The sequence below is a fragment of the Actinoplanes cyaneus genome (assembly GCF_016862095.1).
Classification (GTDB): Bacteria; Actinomycetota; Actinomycetes; order Mycobacteriales; family Micromonosporaceae; genus Actinoplanes; species Actinoplanes cyaneus.
The window spans coordinates 122,390-138,417 of the sequence record NZ_BOMH01000018.1; the positions used below are offsets into that span (position 1 = coordinate 122,390).

Below are 16,028 nucleotides of genomic sequence, written 5' to 3' on the forward strand. Positions count from 1 at the left end.
CACATCATCCCGTGCTCCTACCCGGCATACATCCCCAGGACTACGGCGGGGCGATGTCACACCAGGGTCCGATGCCCTTGCCGTACGGCGTCCGTAGCGTTCCGCCCATGACAAGGGAGACGGTGGTGCGCCTCGATGGAGTGCGCAAGGAGTACGGGGAGACCGTCGCGCTGGACGGGGTGTCACTGGAGATCCGTCCCGGCGAGGCGGTGGCCGTGATGGGGCCGTCCGGCTGCGGGAAGTCCACGCTGCTCAACATGGTCGCGGGCCTGGACCGGCCGACCGCCGGCACGATCGAGGTGCACGGCGAGCGCATCGACGAGATGAACGAGACCCGGCTGGCGATGTTCCGCCGCCACCACCTCGGGATGATCTTCCAGTTCTTCAACCTGCTGGACGATCTGCCGGCGCTCGACAACGTGGCCCTGGCCGCGCAGCTGACCGGCAGCAAGGCCGGCCCGGCCCGGCGCCGCGCCCTGGAGCTGCTCGACGAGCTGGGCATCGCCGACCGGCGCAACATCTACCCGGCGGCGCTCAGCGGTGGCGAGCGGCAGCGGGTCGCGGTGGCCCGCGCGCTGATGAACCGGCCGGCGCTGCTGCTGGCCGACGAGCCGACCGGCGCGCTCGACTCGAAGGCCGGCGAGCAGGTGATGGACCTGCTGCTGGATCTGAACCAGATCGGTCAGACGTTGCTGATCGTCACGCACGACGAGCGGCTGGCGCATCGCTGCGCGAGCCGCCTGATCGAGATGAGCGACGGCCGGATCGCGCGCGAGTCCGTCCTGGAGAAGTTGTGAGAGCCGTGTGGCGGGCCGCCCGGGCCGCGGTGCGGCGGCGGAAGCTGCAGACGTTCCTCATCGGCCTGGTCGTGCTGCTCTGCAGCGCCACCACTGTGGTCTCGCTCGCCCTGCTCGACGCGTCGTCGGCGCCGTTCGACCGGGCGTTCGCGGCGAAACACGGCGCGCACGCGGTCGCGGCGTTCGATCCGGCCCGGGTCACCGAGACCCAGCTGACGTCCGCGACGGCCGGGGTGACCGCGACGGCCGGGCCGTTCGGGCAGGTCGTGGTGAAACCGGAGACCGACTCCGGCGTGATCCGGGGCACGCCACTCACCGTGGTCGGCCGCGCCGATCCGGGCGGCCCGGTCGACCAGCTCGACGTCTGGCACGGGCGCTGGCCGTCCGGTCCGGGCGAGATCGTGCTGGCCTTCACCCCCGACCCGGACTTCGAGCTGGGCCCGCTCGCGTCGACCACCGAGGTCGTCACCGGCGGGGTAACGCTGAAAGTGGTCGGTTTCGCGGAGTCGATCAACAACTCGGCGGACGGCTGGGTGACTCCCGCGCAGGTGGCGGCGCTGCACCCGACCGGGCTCCAGATGCTGTACCGGTTCGCCGGGGACGTGTCGACGCGGGACGCGGTGAACGCCCGCCTGGCCGGGGTGACCACGGGGCTCCCCGGCGAGGCGCTGATCGCCGGCGAGCCGTACCTGACGGTCAAGGAGAAAGCGGCCGAGGACCTCGGCGTCTACCTCCCGCTGCTCGGCACGTTCGGCGTGCTCGGGCTGCTGGTCGCGGTGCTGATCGTGGGCAATGTGGTGAGCGGCGCGGTGATCTCCGGGTTCCGGCACATCGGCGTGCTCAAGGCCGTCGGCTTCACGCCGCGCCAGGTGGTCGCGGTGTACCTGTTGATGGTCTCGGTGCCGGCCGTGGCCGGGGCGGTCCCGGGCGCGGTGATCGGTGCGCTCGGCGGCCAGTCCCTGATCGGCGAGGCGTTCCGCGGGTTCGGCTTCGGCGACACCCAGGTGCGCTGGTGGGTGTGGCTGACGGCGCTGCTCGGCGTCCCCGCGATCGTCCTGATCGCGGCGATGCTGCCGGCCCGGCGGGCACACCGGCTCTCGGCCGCGGAGGCGATCAGCGCCGGCAGCGCCCAGCGGCGCGGGCGGGCGCTGCGCATCCAGCGGGCGCTGAGCGGGTCCCGGCTGCCGCGGCCGGTCAGTCTCGGCCTGGGGCTGCCGTTCGCCCGCCCCGGCCGGACCGCGCTGACCATGGCGGCGCTGGTGCTCGGGGTCGTCACGGTGACGTTCTCGGCCGGGCTGGGCACCACGCTCACCCGGGTCGGCGTCATCGACAACCAGGTCAGCGGGGACATCGGGGTCCGGGGGCTCAGCCCGATCTTCGGGACGCCGACGACGCGCACCGACACGCAGGTCGAGGAACTGCTGCGTGGCCTGCCCGGCACCGCCCGCGTCGGGGTGTTCGCCACCACCGAGCTGTCGGTCGTGGGCAGCAGTGAGCCGTTGCTGGTCAACTTCACCCGCGGGGACGTGGCGGAGCTCGGATACCGGGCGCAGCTGCTCGGTGGGCACTGGATGTCCGCGCCGGACGAGGTCGTCGCGCCGTCGAAGGTGCTGCTCGAACGCGGCTTGAAGGTGGGCGACCGGATCACCGTCGACGCGGGCGGCCGGCACACCACGTTCCGGGTCGTCGGCGAGACCGTTCGCGGGCCGTCCGGGGCGCCGGGCCTGATCGCCCAGTGGCCGGCGCTGACCACCACCGTTGCGGACCCTCACCTGCAGCCGAGCGACTACTTCTACCAGGTGCAGCTCCAGCCTGGGAACGATCTGGACAACTATGCCGAGGCCGTGAAAGCGGCGGACAGCGGGCTGATGGCCTGGAACAACACCGGCACCGACAGTTTCTCGATCATCGTCGCCGGCTTCTCGGCCACGCTCGGTGTCCTGCTCGCTCTCGTGGCTGCCCTGGGCGTGCTGAACACGGTCGCGCTCAACGTCCTCGAGCGCCGCCGCGACCTGGGCATGCTCAAGTCGATCGGGATGACGCCACGGCAGGTGGTGGCGATGATGGTCACCTCGATGGGCGCGCTCGGGCTGCTCGGCGGGCTCCTCGGCCTGCCGCTCGGGATCCTGACGCACCGGGTGGTGATTCCCATGGTGTCGGACGCCGCGCACACCAGGCTGCCCGAGTCGGTGATCGCCGTCTGGACGCCGGCCGTGGTGGTGCTGCTCATCCTGAGCGGAGTGGCGATCGCGGTGCTGGGGGCGCTGCTGCCGGCCCGCTCGGCGGCCCGGCTGACCATCGCCCAGGTCCTGCACAACGAGTGACGCACCGTCCCGCTGATCGTGCCGGGCGGCACGATCGGCGGGCTCACCCTAGGATCGGCGGTCATGGATCATCGGCGTCTGGGTCGCAGCGGCCTGAACATCAGCGAGATCACCTTCGGCAACTGGCTGACGCACGGCGAACTGGTGGGCCGCGAGCCCGCACTCGCCTGCATCCGGGCCGCGCTGGACGCGGGGATCACGACCTTCGACACGGCCGACGTCTACGCGCAGGGGGCCGCCGAGGAGGTGCTCGGTGAGGCGCTGCGCCCGGTGCGCCGGTCCTCCGTCGAGATCGCGACGAAGGTGTGCCTCCCGACCGGGGACGGGCCGAACGACCGGGGCCTGTCCCGCAAGCACATCATGGAGTCCTGCCATGCCTCGCTGCGGCGGCTCGGCACCGACTACGTCGACCTCTACCAGGCGCACCGCTTCGACGAGAACACCCCGCTGGACGAGACGCTGATCGCCTTCGACGACCTGATCCGCCAGGGCAAGGTGCTCTACCTGGGCGTCTCGGAATGGACCGCGCCGCAGATCCGGGCCGCGCTCGACCTCGGCGGCGAGTTGGGGCTGCGCAGCCGGATCATCGCCAACCAGCCGCAGTACAACATGCTGTGGCGGGTCATCGAGCCCGAGGTGCTGCCGCTGTGCCGCGACGAGGGCATCGGCCAGGTGGTGTTCCAGCCCCTCGCCCAGGGCGTGCTGACCGGTAAGTACCTGCCCGGCCAGCCGCTGCCGGAGGGGTCACGCGCCACCGGCGGCGGGCGGGCGCCGCGGTTCATCAGCCGGGTGCTCGGCGACGAGCTGCTGGACCGTGTCCAGTCGCTGCGCCCGCTGGCCGACGCGGCAGGGGTGTCGATGGCGCAGCTCGCGGTGGCCTGGACGCTGTCCCAGCCCGGGGTCAGCTCGGCGATCATCGGGGCGACCAGGCCTGAGCAGGTCACCGAGAACGCCGGTGCGGCCGGGGTCCAACTGCCGGCCGACGTGCTCGCGAAGATCGACGAGGTGCTCGGGGACCTCGTCGACCGGGATCCCTCGAAGACCGCTCGGATGATGGCGGTCAAGGACTCCTGGAACCGGGCGGTGCCGGACGGTCGGTGACGTTGTCGTACCGGTGTGGCAGGGTCTAGGCCGTGACTCGACCACTGCTGGCCGTCGACGCCCCTAGCCTGTATTTCCGGGCGTTCCACGGCATTCCGGAGAAGGCCGCGCAGACCGAGGGCGGGGAGCCCGTCAACGCGATCCGCGGGTTCCTCGACATGATCGCGCAGCTCGTGCGGACCAGGCGGCCCGACCGGCTGGTCTGCGCGCTCGACGCGGACTGGCGGCCGGCGTGGCGGGTCGAGCTCGTCCCGTCGTACAAGGCGCATCGGGTCGCGCACGGCGCGGTCGAGGAGGTGCCGGCCTCGCTGGAGCGGCAGGTACCGGTGCTGCTGGAGGTGCTCGCCGCGGTGGGCATCCCGGCGTTCGGCGTGCCCGGCTACGAGGCGGACGACGTGCTCGGCACGCTCGCGGCGACGCAGGCCGCGCCGGTCGAGGTGGTCTCCGGCGACCGTGACCTGTTCCAGCTGGTCGACGATGCCCGCGGGACCCGGCTGCTCTACTGCGGGCGCGGCGTGGCCAAGCTGGAGGACGCCGACGAGGCTCTGGTCCAGGCGAAGTACGGGGTGCCGGCGCGGTTCTACGCGGATTTCGCGGCGATGCGCGGCGATGCGAGCGACGGTCTGCCGGGCGTGGCCGGGGTCGGCGAGAAGACCGCCGCGCGCCTGATCGAGCGCTATGGCGGGATCGCCGAGATCCTGGCGGCGCTCGACGACCCGGCGTCGGGGTTCGCGCCGGGCGTGCGCACCAAGCTCGACGCCGGCCGGGAGTATCTGTCGAGGGCCCTGCCGGTGTGCCTGGTCGCGCTGGACGTGAAGCTGCCCGACTTCGAGCCGGCCCTGCCGCGGGAGCCGCGGGACCCGGAGGCGCTGCTGGCGCTGGCCGAGCGGTGGAATCTCGCGGGGTCGGCCCGGCGGCTGGTCGATGCCCTGGCCGGCTGATCGCCGGGGCGGTGTCCCCGAAAGTGTCCGAAGCGTGAATGAGTGGGCCTGACCCGTTAGAAGCGGCCACGACAGGGCATCACACAGAGCGGGTACTCAAAACCCCACGCACCGCCCCAAACGGTGCGAAAGACGTAGAGAACCCCGACTGATGGGAGACCCCCCGTGATCACGCAGGAGCACATTCACACGCTGCACGGCCGCGACGTCTACGACAACGACGGCGACAAGATCGGCACGGCGGGCCAGGTGTGGACCGACGCCGCCGGGCTGCCCACCTGGGTGAGCGTGCGCACCGGCCTGTTCGGGCTGAACGAGTCGCTGGTCCCGCTGCAGGACGCGGATCTCGCCGGTGACCGGCTGGTGGTGCCGTTCGACAAGGCGACGGTGAAGGACGCGCCGAACGTGGACGCCGACCACGACGAGCCGCTGTCGCAGGACGAGGTGGACCGGCTCTACTCCTACTACGGTGTGAACCCACACGCGAGCTACCAGTCGTACCAGGCCGGCGCGGCGGCGAGCAACGAGCACTACGCGGGCGGCGACTCCGGCTTCGGCGGCGACGTCGACCAGAGCCGCAGCGCCGACTACGCCCGGGAGACCGACTACCACCAGGGCGCCGGCCAGGGCACCGGGTTCGGCGACGACGCGATGACCCGCTCCGAGGAGCGGCTGAACGTCGGCACGGAGCGTGAGCGGACCGGCCGGGCTCGCCTGCGCAAGTACGTGACGACCGAGCAGCAGCAGGTGAACGTGCCGGTCACCCGCGAGGAGGTCCGGCTGGAGCGCGAGCCGATCACGGACGCGAACCGTGACGACGCGTTCCGCGGCCCGGACCTGACCGAGTCGGAGCACGAGGTCACCCTGCACGAGGAGCGCCCGGTGGTGCAGACCGAAACGGTGCCGGTCGAGCGGGTCCACCTCGGCAAGGAGACCGTGACCGAGGAGCGCACGGTCAGCGGCGAGGTCCGCAAGGAGCAGATCGAGGCGGAGCTGCCCGGCGACGACCGCCGTCGCCGGCTCGGCTGATTCCCACGCCGTGAAAGCCCTGGTCGTCACGGACGGCCGGGGCTTTCCACCCCTTCAGAGGCCACTTCCTGCCGTACGGCGGGAGCAGGCTCTCAGAAAGTGGACCGCGCCAGCACACACCCCGCGAGCAGATGCTCAGGAAGCAGACCGCGCCAGCACACACCCCGAGCAGGTGCTCAGGAAACAGACCGCGCCAGCACACACACCGCGAGCAGGTGCACCGCCACCCATGACGCTTGTCGCCAGTCCCGCACCGGCGAAGGCGTCCACCCGCGGGAGGTGGCAGCGTCGGCCACGCCGTCCGCATACGCCGCCAGGTTGACCGGCGTCAGCGACCCGACCGCCGTCGCGATCCGCGCCATGTGCTGATCGAGCACGGCGAGCAGCCCGGGCGCCGGGTCGGCCGGGGCGCCGAGCCGCGTGGCCCACTGGCCGAGGGCCAGGTGCGCACTCGCGGTGACGGTCCGGCTGTCGCGTTGATCCAACTCCATGGCGCTCTACCGTACAAAGCGCCGGAAGCGGCCACAACGATGACGGACCGCCGGTGGCCGTTCGTCCCACCTGTTCCGTGCATCCGGCCGACCCCGTCCGGCAACCCTGCGGCGCCCGCCGACGCTCACCCGGCATCCGTCCGGCCCCGACCGACGCCTCCTGCGGCGCCCGCCCCGCGCCCGCGCCCGGCGGCCCGGGGACGCAAGGCCGTGGTGCGTTCCTGCTGCGGCCGCGGGCCGCGGGCCCGGCTGGTTCTCATGGTCGTTATTCGTGCCTCATAACGACCATGAGAGCCAGCCGGGAGCGGGAGGCGCCTCGCGACCGTGCCCCGAGCGGACCTCGCGTAGCCCGTGCCCGGAGCGCTGCCGCCCGAAGGCGACGCCACGCCACAACGCCGCACCGCACTACGTCACGTCGCGCCACGCGACGCCACGCCACGCCGCGCAACGCCACGCCGCGCAAGGCCGCGCCGCGCCACGCCACGCCACGCCGCGCGACGGGTTAGTTCCAGAGGGCGGCTGGGGACTCGGCGTCCGGGATCAGCAGGTGCGGGGTGCCGGAGCCGTCGGCGGGCACGGCCCACACGTCGGAGTCGCGGGCGCCACGGCGTACGGCGTACATGATCGTGTCGTTGCCGTACCAGGCCGCCTGATCGTCGACGCTGCGTGACTCAGCGAGGTGCGTCCGTCGCATGGTGGTCAGATCAAGAACGGTCAGCCGCCATCCCTTGGCCGGGTCCCCGCCGATCGCCTCCTTGAACGCGATCCGGTCCCCCGACGGCGACAGCGAGGGGCACTCCACGTTCTCGGCGACGGTCCGCACGGTCTGCGCCCCGATGTCCCCGCTGATTAGGTACCGCTTCCCGCCGGTCGACATCGTCGCGTAGAAGTGCTGGTCGTCGACGAACGTGACGCCCCAGAAGTTGATGTCGACGGTCTTCTCGGCGCCGATCACGGAGAACAGTTCGAGCGAGTCGACCGTCTCCCCCGTCGCAAAGTCGATCATGCCGGCCCGGGTGGAGAACCTCCCGCCGTTGTACGAGTCGCCGGTCACGAAGATCGTCCACGCGAGCACGTTCCCGCTCGGCGACACGCGTGCCCTGTTCGGCACCCCGACCACGGGATACGTCTCCTCGACCCGCAGCGACGAGTCGAGCACCGTCAGCTGGTACGTGGCGAGCGGCCCGTCCGGGCGCAGGCAGATCCCCCGCCCGGCGGCCGCGTAGACCCGTACGCAGTCAAGATCGGACAACCGTCGCGCGCCGCCCTCGGAGCCCCGCGCGACGGTGCCGACCCGCCCGTACCCGGAGGCGGCGGTGCTCCGGAACAGCACCCGGTCCCCCGGCCCGGCGTCCACCACGGCGGCGGCAGCGGCCGGGGCGTCCCCGCGGTGTCCGGCGATCACCACGTATGCCGCGGCGCCGCCCAGCAGCACCACGCTCACCAGCGCCACCACGAGAATCCGGCGGCGCAACGAAAGGCGTGACGAAGAGCGTGACGAAAGGCGTGACGAATGGTCAGTGGACACGAGCAGCCCTCAGAAGAACGGCGGAGACCGGCAGCATCACGACGGCGAGCAGCGCGAACGCGTGGATCGCCCCGTCCGCGTCCCACCACTGCCAGGCGAGACCGAACAGCACGGAGGAGACCAGGTACGCCAGCGCCTGACCGGTCTGCACCAGCGCGAGCCCGGTCGTCCTGAGCTCGGCGGGCAGCAGCGGACCGGCGAGCGCCATCAGCACCCCGTCGGTGCAGGCGTAGTACACGCCGTACAGGACAAGAATGACGACAACCGTGAGCGAACCGCCGAACCCGGACCCGAGCAGGAGATAGACGGCCAGGAGCGCGGCATAGCCACCGAGGACCACCGGGGTGCGCCCGATGCGATCGGCGAGTTTGCCCAGCGGCACGGCGAGCAGGAGGTACGCGAGGCTGGTGCCCACCGCCAGCAGCGGGAACCAGCCGGTGGCGATCGCCTCGTGCTTTCCGATGATCAGGTAGACGAACCCGTCCCCGATCGTGCTCAGGCCCAGCAGCACCGCCCCGATCAGCAGCATCCGGATCGGCCGGCGCCGCAGGAGCGCGAACGCGGCGCCGGGGCTGACCGTGTTCGTCGCCGGCCGTGGCGCCCGGTGATCGCGGACGAAGAGCACCAGGACGAGTACGCCGATCAGGGCGACGCAGCCGCTGACCACGAACACCGAGTCGTAGGCCTGGCCGGACGCGGCGAGCACACCGAGCGCGACGAGCGGCCCGGCGAACGCGCCCGCGGTGTCCATCGCCCGATGCACCCCGAAAGCGCGCCCGAGCTGGGAGTCCGGGGTGGCGAGGGTGATCAGGGCGTCGCGGGGCGCGGTGCGCAGGCCCTTGCCGGCCCGGTCGGCGACGATCGCGGCGGAGATCCACGGCACCGAGGTCCCGGCCGCGAGCAGGCCGAACTTCATCAACGCGGAGAGTCCGTAGCCGATCCCGGCGACGGTCTTGCGGCGCCGCGCCCGGTCGGCGACGTACCCGCCGACCAGGCGCAGCAGTGCGGTGGCCCCGGTGTAGAGGCCGTCGACCAGCCCGTAGACGGCGGGGCTGAGCCCCAGCCCGGCGATCAGGTAGAGCGGCAGGATCGCCGAGACCATCTCGCTGGACACGTCGGTGATCAGGCTGACCGTGCCGAGGGCGAGGACCGTGCCGGCGAGGCGCGTGGTGCGGTCGGCCCGCCCGGCGGCAGGTCGTTCCACCGAGGCCAGATACATGCGTTACTGCCAGACGTCGGTGATCGGCGAGACGTTCGCGGCGCCGCCCAGGGCGGGCAGGCCGTACGCGGCTTCGATGGTCCGCAGCACGGTGTAGTGCGTGATCTTCTCCGAGTAGGAGCCGGCCTTGACGTTCGCGCCGACGAACGTGGTCCAGATGTGGTTGAGCGAGAGCGAGTTGTCCTCGTCGAACGTCACGATGAGCAGGCTGTTGTGGGTCTTGGCCCACTGGGCGTACGCGTCGAGGTTGTTCTTGAGCCAGGTGTTCCCGGTGCCGATCGAGCAGTCGTGCATGTCGTTGCACATGTCCGGCGTCACGAACGAGACCGTCGGGAGCTTGGTGTAGTCCGCCGGGAACGTCGAGTACCGGACGTTGCTCGCGGCGGGCACGGTGCTGAAGTCGACCCAGCTGTTGTGCTTGCGCCGGTAGGTGCCGCTGGAGCAGCCCGTGTAGCCGTCCGACGGCATCGCCTCGGAGTAACCCTTGAACGTCTTGCCGGCCGCGATCAGCTGCGCGCCGAGGTTGCCGGTGGTGAACGTCTTCGGGCAGCTGTCGCTGGTGACGCCCTGGGTCGAGCCGGAGAACAGGGCGATGTAGTTGGGCTGGCTGGGGTGGGTGATCGCGTAGGACTGCGTGAACTTCGCGCCCTGTGCCGCCAGGGAGGTGAAGTAGGACGCCGAGGACGCGGTGATCTGCGAGGACGCTTTGTTCTCGAACATCACCAGGACGATGTGATCGAAGGCCGGGACGCCGGTGGCGGCCTGGGCCCGCGGGGCGGCGGCGGTGACGCCGGCGCCGAGGAGAGCGAGGGACGCGAGAGCGATCCCGATACGCCGTAAGGACATGCGACGCATCCTCGCCAAGATCATCGACGCATTCGGACACGATACGTGGCGCAAAGGTTAAGAAATGACGTCCGTCTATTGATTGCCAACCGGGTGCGACTCCGGCGACCGGTCTCAGATCCGGCCCGGAACCTCCGATAACGCGATAGTCGGAACCACCGTCGCGAACGGAGTATGCATGACGACGCGGACCGCTCGCGTGGGGTTCAGTGCCTGGTGGCTCGCGCAGATCGCGCTGTACTACGCCTTCCCCGGCGCGCACCTGTACACGTGGGCGCTGCTCGGCTACTCGTCGGCCGTCGCGGTCCTCGTCGGAGTGCGGCTCTACCGGCCGGCCCAGCGCCTGCCCTGGTATCTCACCAGCGCCGCGCTGGCGTTCTTCACCACCGGCGACAGTTGGTACAACCTGCTCCTCGCTCTCGGGCGCGAACCGGGGTTCCCCGGCCTCGCCGACCTTTTCTACCTGCTCTTCTACCCACTGCTGACCGCCGCTTTCCTGCTGTTCATCAGGGCCCGGTCGGGCAGCGGGGACAACCGGGCGGCGCTGCTGGACGCCCTCGTCCCGACCGTCGGGCTCGGGCTGGTGGCCTGGGTCTACTGGATCGCGCCGTTCACCCGGGCGCAGGACCTCTCGCTGCTGGAGAAGGTCGTCTCGATCGGCTACCCGCTCGGTGACGTGCTCGTCCTCGCCATGATCCTGCGGATGGTGGCCACCACCGGCCGCCGCCCGAAGGCGCTCTCCGGCCTCGGCGTGGCCATGGTCGGCCTGCTGCTCTCGGACATCTTCTACGGCCAGTCCCAGCTGCGCAGCGACTGGACGCTCGGCGGCCCGGTCGACCTCGGCTGGATCGTGTTCTACACCGCGATGGGCTACACCGCGCTGCGGCCGGCGATGAGCGAGCTCACCGAGCCCGGCGAGCGGTCCCGTCCGGTCATCGGCCGGCACCGGCTGATCTGGCTGACCGCGGCCGCGCTGATCGCACCCGCCGTGCTGTGCCTGGAGGACCTGCAGGGCCACCCCGTCGAGGTGGCGCGCGGCGGCATCGTCGACGCGCCGGTGATAGCGGCCGCCGCGGCGATCATGTTCGTGCTGGTGCTGGCCCGCGTCTCGGACCTGGCCGTGGCGCAGCGGCAGGCCGGAGCCCGGGAGCGGGCGCTGCGCGAGGCCGGCACGCTGCTCTTCTCCGCCACCACCGAGGAGGAGGTCAAGGAGGCGGTCGAGCGGGCCATCGTGCGTCTGCTGCCGCCCGGCACCCCGTACTTCCTGGACCTGAGCGCCGCGATGCCGGGCGCCGCGGAGGTGACCGTGCACTGGCGCTCCGCGGCGGACCTGCCGCCGGGAAGCCACGCCGGCGGGTTCGCCGACGCCCTGTTCGCCAGCCAGCCGCTGCCCGGCGGCGACCGGCACGGCCAGATCGTCCTGGGCGCCGCCGGGGACGTGCTGCACACCGTCCGGCCGTCGCTGCAGACGCTGTGCGCGCAGGTCGCGGTGGTGCTCGAGCGGATCGCGCTGACCGCGGAGGTCAACCAGCGGGCCAGCGAGGCGTACTTCCGCGCCCTGATCCAGAGCACCGCCGACGTCATCCTGATCGTGGGCGACGACGACACCGTCCGGTACGTCAGCCCGTCCGCCACCAAGCTGTTCGGCGCCCCGATCGCGGTGGACACCCCGATGTCCCTGCTGATCGCCGCCGAGGGTCAGGACGCGCTCCGGGACACCCTGGCCCGGGTCCGGCACACGCAGGGCGAGCTCGACGGGGTCGAGCTGACCGCGCGGGGCGCCGGCCGCCGCACCATGCTGGTCGAGTGCGACCTGCGCGATCTGCGCGACGACCCGTCGGTTGCCGGGCTGGTCGTCACCATGCGTGACGTCACCGAGCAGCGCCGCCTCGAGGACGACCTCACCCACCAGGCGTTCCACGACTCGCTCACCGGCCTGGCCAACCGGGTGCTGTTCCGCAACCGCCTGGAGCAGGCGTTCATGGTCGCCGAGCGGGACGCCGCCACGCTGGGTGTGCTCTTCGTCGACCTGGACGACTTCAAGGAGGTCAACGACACGCTCGGGCACGCCGTCGGCGACCAGCTGCTGCTCGCCGTGGCGCACCGGATCTCCGCGATCATCGGGGCCGGCAGCACCGCGGCCCGGATGGGCGGCGACGAGTTCGCCATCCTGATCGAGCAGAGCAACAGCGCCGACGCCACCGAGGAGGTCGCCGCCCGGATCGTCGCGGAGCTCGCGGCGCCCCTGGAGGTGCGCGACGGCGAGGGCGGCCTGCACCTGGTCAGCGGCAAGGTCAGCGTCGGCGTCGCCCTGAACCGGGACGCCGACAACGCCACCGAGCTGCTGCGCCACGCCGACCTGGCGCTCTACCTGGCCAAGGGCATGGGCAAGGGCGGCTGGCAGCGGTACCAGAGCGACCTGGCGCACTCCATGGTGCAGCGCCTGGAGCTGCGCACCCAGCTGCACGAGGCGATCGAGGACGAGCAGTTCATGCTGCAGTTCCAGCCGATCGTCGAGCTCGCCGACCAGCGGGTCACCGGCGTCGAGGCGCTGGTGCGCTGGCAGCACCCGACCCGCGGGCTGCTCGGCCCGTTCCACTTCGTGGAGGCGGCCGAGGAGAACGGCGCGATCGTCGGCATCGGCAGCTGGGTGCTGCGCGAGGCGCTGCGGCAGATCGCCGTGTGGAAGGCCGAGGACCCGCAGACCACGCTGCGCTACGTCAGCGTGAACGTGTCACCGCTGCAGTTCCGCGCCGCGGACTTCGTCCAGCAGGTCCGCGAGGCCCTGACGGAGGCCGGGGCACGGCCCGAGTGGCTCCTGCTGGAGATCACCGAGAGCCTGGTCCTCAAGGACGCCGACAAGGTGGTCCAGGACCTGCGCGCCTTGCGCGCCATTGGAGTCCGGGTCGCCATCGACGATTTCGGTACGGGATACAGCTCCCTCAGCTATCTGCGACAGATGCCCGTGGACGTGCTCAAGCTGGACAAGTCGTTCATCGACGACATCCTGACGAGCCGGCAGCAGCACGCTCTCGTGGACGCGATCGTCACGCTGGCCGGGAACCTGGATCTCGCCGTGGTGGCGGAGGGCATCGAGGAGGCGGGACAGCGGATCGCGCTGGACACCATGGGTTGTCACTACGGACAGGGTTACCACTTCGCCAAGCCGCTGTGGCCGGCGGAGATCCCGGCGCTGACCACGGTGGCGGTGCCGGCGGCACTGAGCGCGTGAGCTGAGCGTGCCGACCACGCAACGATCCACCTTACGTACGGGAAATCCGTTATGTTGTCGGCTGTCGGTAACCGAACACTCACTAACAGGGTGGGATCGCCGGTTATCGACTGGCGCGACCGGCCGGTAGAGGGCAGGGTCACAGGGGTGCTGAACAACCCCGTGTGGGCCGCCCTCTCCGGGCCGCAGGCCGGCTATGCCGAGGCCGCTGGAGACGCCGCCCGATACCTGCCCGAGATCGCCCCGTTCTGCGCCGTCAGCGACCCGTCCGACCCGGCCGCCTGGCGCGACCTCGCCACCCTCACCGACCACGCCCTGCTCACCGGGCCGGCGCTCAGCCCGCCGGCCGGCTGGGTCGAGGAGTCCCGGATGAAGGGCGTGCAGATGGTCGGCACCGCGATGTCCGCGGTCGACGACCCGGAAGCGGTCCCGCTGACCGAGCACGATGTGCCCGAGATGCTGGAGCTGGTCGCCCGGGCGCAACCCGGCCCGTTCCGCAAGCGCACCCTCGACCTGGGCCGCTACCTGGGCATCCGCGCCGAGGACGGCCGGCTGATCTCGATGGCCGGCGAGCGGTTCCGGATGCCGGGGTGGACCGAGGTGTCGGCGGTCTGCACCGACCCGGAGTTCCGCGGCCAGGGGCTCGGCGCCCGGCTGACGCTCGCCGTGGCCTCCGGCATCCTGGCCCGCGGTGAGCTGCCGTTCCTGCACGCCGTGCACGACAACGAGGACGCGATCCGGCTTTACGGCCGGCTCGGCTTCTCGCACAACGCGGACGTGTGGTTCGCGTCCTTCCGCCACGTCGGCTCCTGACGCCGGCTCCTGACCGCAGCGCCGGTCAGGTGGCCAGGCGATAAGCGGCCCAGCTCACCACGGGCACGACGTAGAGGGCGAACCCCGGCCAGGCGACCGCCGTGCCCAGCCGCCAGCCGGAGTCGGCGTCCGGCGCCCGCGCCACGACCAGCGCGGCGCTCACGCCCAGGCCGGCGAGCGCCACCGGCAGGCCGAGACAGGTGGCCAGCCCCAGGAGCACGTCCTGCTCGCCGTAAGCGAGCGGGTTGTCGTCGGCCGGGCCGGGCCGCGAGGCGCCGAGCAGCACGGCTGACGCCTCGCCGCCCAGCCACCACAGCGACACGGTGAACAGCGCCCGCCGTCGCACCTGGGCGACGAACCACGGATCCACCAGGTCCTCGCGACGCCGCCCCATGCCGATCATGGGATCAGCCTAGGAACCGGTTGTGCGCGAACGGTGCCGGCCGTGTGCAGGTTCCGGGCGGGTCAGAGCTGGCCGTGGTTCGGGGGCAGGACGCCGGCCAGCTCGTAGGCCGCGATGTGGTGGTACTTCCAGTCGTAGGGGTCGTGCACGCTGTGCGTGCGCGCGTTGCGCCAGTGCCGGTCCAGGTCGTACTTCGCGGCGGCCGAGCTGGTCCCGCACATCTGGAACAGCTCCGAGCCGGCCTCGACCGCCACCTCGCTGCCGAACGCCTTCGCGGCCGCCACCGCCAGCGAGCCCCGTGCCGCGGCGTCGGCGTCCACCGGGGTCAGGGTCGTCTCCTCGAGGGTCCGGGCGGCGGAGTCGAGCAGCGCCTCGGCCGCGCGCACCCGGGTGGCGAGCCGGCCGTACCGGTGCCGCACGTGCGGATCGTCGGTGGCGGCCGACGCACCGGCCCGGACCGCCTCGGTCGATGGCCGGGCCTTCGTCCGCAGGTAGGTCCGGGCGTCGGCCAGCGCGGCGCCGGCGATGCCGACCTCGATCGCGGTGTGGTAGAGCTGCGCGCGGGCGCCGAGCTGCTGCGGCTGCTCGTACGCGCTCGCGTAGTCGATCCGCATCCCGGGCTCGACCGGCACGTCGGTGAACGTCGCGGTGCCGCTGATCGTGGCGCGCTGCCCGATCACGTCCCAGTCGCTGTCGACGGACACGCCGTGGGCGTCCCGGGCCACGAACGCGAGCACCAGCCGGCCGTCCTCGTCGAGGGCGCTCACGGCGATCCAGGCGCTGGTCAGGGCCCCGGTCGTGTAGTACTTGACGCCGTTCAGCCGGCCGCCGGAGATCCTCGTACGCAAATCCTGGGCGTGTTGTCCGCCGCGTTCGGCGAGAGCGTTGCCGAACCGGCGGCCGGCCAGGACCTCGCCGAAGAGGCGCTTGCGGGTTTCCGGGCCACCGTGCACGGCCAGCACGTCGACCAGCAGGAAGTGCGCCTGCGGGACCTGGGCGATGGACGGGTCGGCGGCCGCGACGACCCGGGCGACCTCGGCGAGCGTGCGCGGGCCGAGACCGGGGCCGCCGTCGACGGCCGGCACCGTGATGGCGAGAAGGCCGGAGGCGTCGAGAGCGGCGAGCGCCTCGGACGGGATCACCGTCGCGCCGTCACGGTCACGCTGGATCGCGCCGGGGGCGAGCTCCGCGGCGAGCCGGTGGGCGGCCGCGACGGCCTCGTCGTGCGTCTGTGGGACAGGCATCCACCGATCGTAGGGTTCCGCGGTTCCTCAAGTGGACCCCGGGCCGACCGATCAAACGCA

Annotated in this window: 13 protein-coding genes; 7 read left to right on the top strand and 6 right to left on the bottom strand. The window is 71.8% G+C overall.

All coding sequences use genetic code 11. The features are described from left to right. The first annotated feature begins 107 nt into the window (after positions 1-107). From Acy02nite_RS13025 to Acy02nite_RS13045, 5 genes are all read left to right on the top strand, one after another. Positions 108-797: an ABC transporter ATP-binding protein gene (locus tag Acy02nite_RS13025; RefSeq protein WP_203740274.1), complete on the top strand. Its 690-nt coding sequence runs from the start codon at positions 108-110 to the stop codon at positions 795-797. After that, positions 794-3,121, top strand: coding sequence for an ABC transporter permease (locus tag Acy02nite_RS13030; RefSeq protein ID WP_203740276.1), 2,328 nt, complete (start codon positions 794-796; stop codon positions 3,119-3,121). The genes Acy02nite_RS13025 and Acy02nite_RS13030 overlap by 4 nt, the downstream gene beginning before the upstream one ends. A 63-nt stretch (positions 3,122-3,184) precedes the next feature. Beyond that, entirely contained in the window at positions 3,185-4,222 is a 1,038-nt protein-coding gene (locus tag Acy02nite_RS13035) for an aldo/keto reductase family protein (RefSeq protein WP_203740278.1), read from the top strand. Positions 4,223-4,254: 32 nt separating this feature from the next. Further along, the gene (locus Acy02nite_RS13040; RefSeq protein WP_203740280.1) at positions 4,255-5,163 is read left to right on the top strand and encodes a 5'-3' exonuclease; all 909 of its coding nucleotides are present in this window, start codon (positions 4,255-4,257) and stop codon (positions 5,161-5,163) included. A gap of 165 nt (positions 5,164-5,328) precedes the next feature. After that, positions 5,329-6,192 carry a DUF2382 domain-containing protein gene (locus Acy02nite_RS13045; protein ID WP_203740282.1) on the top strand — a complete coding sequence of 288 codons (864 nt, stop codon included), beginning with the start codon at positions 5,329-5,331 and terminating at the stop codon, positions 6,190-6,192. A 176-nt stretch (positions 6,193-6,368) separates the two neighbouring features. On the opposite strand, the gene Acy02nite_RS13050 is transcribed toward Acy02nite_RS13045, so the two are convergent. The 4 genes from Acy02nite_RS13050 to Acy02nite_RS13065 all read right to left on the bottom strand — a co-directional run bounded on the left by Acy02nite_RS13050 (position 6,369) and on the right by Acy02nite_RS13065 (position 10,276). Beyond that, positions 6,369-6,683, bottom strand: coding sequence for a DUF6401 family natural product biosynthesis protein (locus tag Acy02nite_RS13050; RefSeq protein ID WP_203740284.1), 315 nt, complete (start codon positions 6,681-6,683; stop codon positions 6,369-6,371). A 502-nt stretch (positions 6,684-7,185) separates the two neighbouring features. Next, the gene (locus Acy02nite_RS13055) at positions 7,186-8,127 is read right to left on the bottom strand and encodes a TolB-like translocation protein (RefSeq protein WP_239174691.1); all 942 of its coding nucleotides are present in this window, start codon (positions 8,125-8,127) and stop codon (positions 7,186-7,188) included. A 73-nt stretch (positions 8,128-8,200) separates the two neighbouring features. Further along, on the bottom strand, positions 8,201-9,430 hold the full coding sequence (locus Acy02nite_RS13060; RefSeq protein WP_203740288.1) for an MFS transporter: 1,230 nt from the start codon (positions 9,428-9,430) through the stop codon (positions 8,201-8,203). 3 nt (positions 9,431-9,433) lie between these two features. Further along, positions 9,434-10,276, bottom strand: a complete 843-nt coding sequence (locus Acy02nite_RS13065) for an alkaline phosphatase family protein (protein WP_239174693.1) — start codon at positions 10,274-10,276, stop codon at positions 9,434-9,436. A gap of 178 nt (positions 10,277-10,454) precedes the next feature. Here Acy02nite_RS13065 and Acy02nite_RS13070 point away from each other — a divergent pair, with 178 nt between their 5' ends. Next, on the top strand, positions 10,455-13,508 hold the full coding sequence (locus Acy02nite_RS13070; RefSeq protein WP_203740290.1) for a putative bifunctional diguanylate cyclase/phosphodiesterase: 3,054 nt from the start codon (positions 10,455-10,457) through the stop codon (positions 13,506-13,508). Between the two features lie 147 nt (positions 13,509-13,655). Continuing rightward, positions 13,656-14,321 (top strand): GNAT family N-acetyltransferase, encoded by a 666-nt coding sequence (locus Acy02nite_RS13075; protein ID WP_203740292.1) that lies wholly within the window; start codon positions 13,656-13,658, stop codon positions 14,319-14,321. Positions 14,322-14,346: 25 nt separating this feature from the next. On the opposite strand, the gene Acy02nite_RS13080 is transcribed toward Acy02nite_RS13075, so the two are convergent. Both Acy02nite_RS13080 and Acy02nite_RS13085 read right to left on the bottom strand, forming a co-directional pair. Beyond that, positions 14,347-14,724, bottom strand: a complete 378-nt coding sequence (locus Acy02nite_RS13080; protein ID WP_203740294.1) for a hypothetical protein — start codon at positions 14,722-14,724, stop codon at positions 14,347-14,349. 62 nt (positions 14,725-14,786) lie between these two features. Next, positions 14,787-15,968 carry an acyl-CoA dehydrogenase family protein gene (locus tag Acy02nite_RS13085; RefSeq protein ID WP_203740296.1) on the bottom strand — a complete coding sequence of 394 codons (1,182 nt, stop codon included), beginning with the start codon at positions 15,966-15,968 and terminating at the stop codon, positions 14,787-14,789. Between the last annotated feature and the right edge of the window lie 60 nt (positions 15,969-16,028).

Excerpts from the sequence above, each read along its gene's own strand:
- Acy02nite_RS13050 (WP_203740284.1), bottom strand. The coding sequence starts at position 6,683 with ATGGAGTTGGATCAACGCGACAGCCGGACCGTCACCGCGAGTGCGCAC.
- Acy02nite_RS13025 (WP_203740274.1), top strand. The coding sequence starts at position 108 with ATGACAAGGGAGACGGTGGTGCGCCTCGATGGAGTGCGCAAGGAGTAC.
- Acy02nite_RS13035 (WP_203740278.1), top strand. The coding sequence starts at position 3,185 with ATGGATCATCGGCGTCTGGGTCGCAGCGGCCTGAACATCAGCGAGATC.
- Acy02nite_RS13080 (WP_203740294.1), bottom strand. The coding sequence starts at position 14,724 with ATGATCGGCATGGGGCGGCGTCGCGAGGACCTGGTGGATCCGTGGTTC.
- Acy02nite_RS13085 (WP_203740296.1), bottom strand. The coding sequence starts at position 15,968 with ATGCCTGTCCCACAGACGCACGACGAGGCCGTCGCGGCCGCCCACCGG.
- Acy02nite_RS13060 (WP_203740288.1), bottom strand. The coding sequence starts at position 9,430 with ATGTATCTGGCCTCGGTGGAACGACCTGCCGCCGGGCGGGCCGACCGC.
- Acy02nite_RS13070 (WP_203740290.1), top strand. The coding sequence starts at position 10,455 with ATGACGACGCGGACCGCTCGCGTGGGGTTCAGTGCCTGGTGGCTCGCG.
- Acy02nite_RS13065 (WP_239174693.1), bottom strand. The coding sequence starts at position 10,276 with ATGTCCTTACGGCGTATCGGGATCGCTCTCGCGTCCCTCGCTCTCCTC.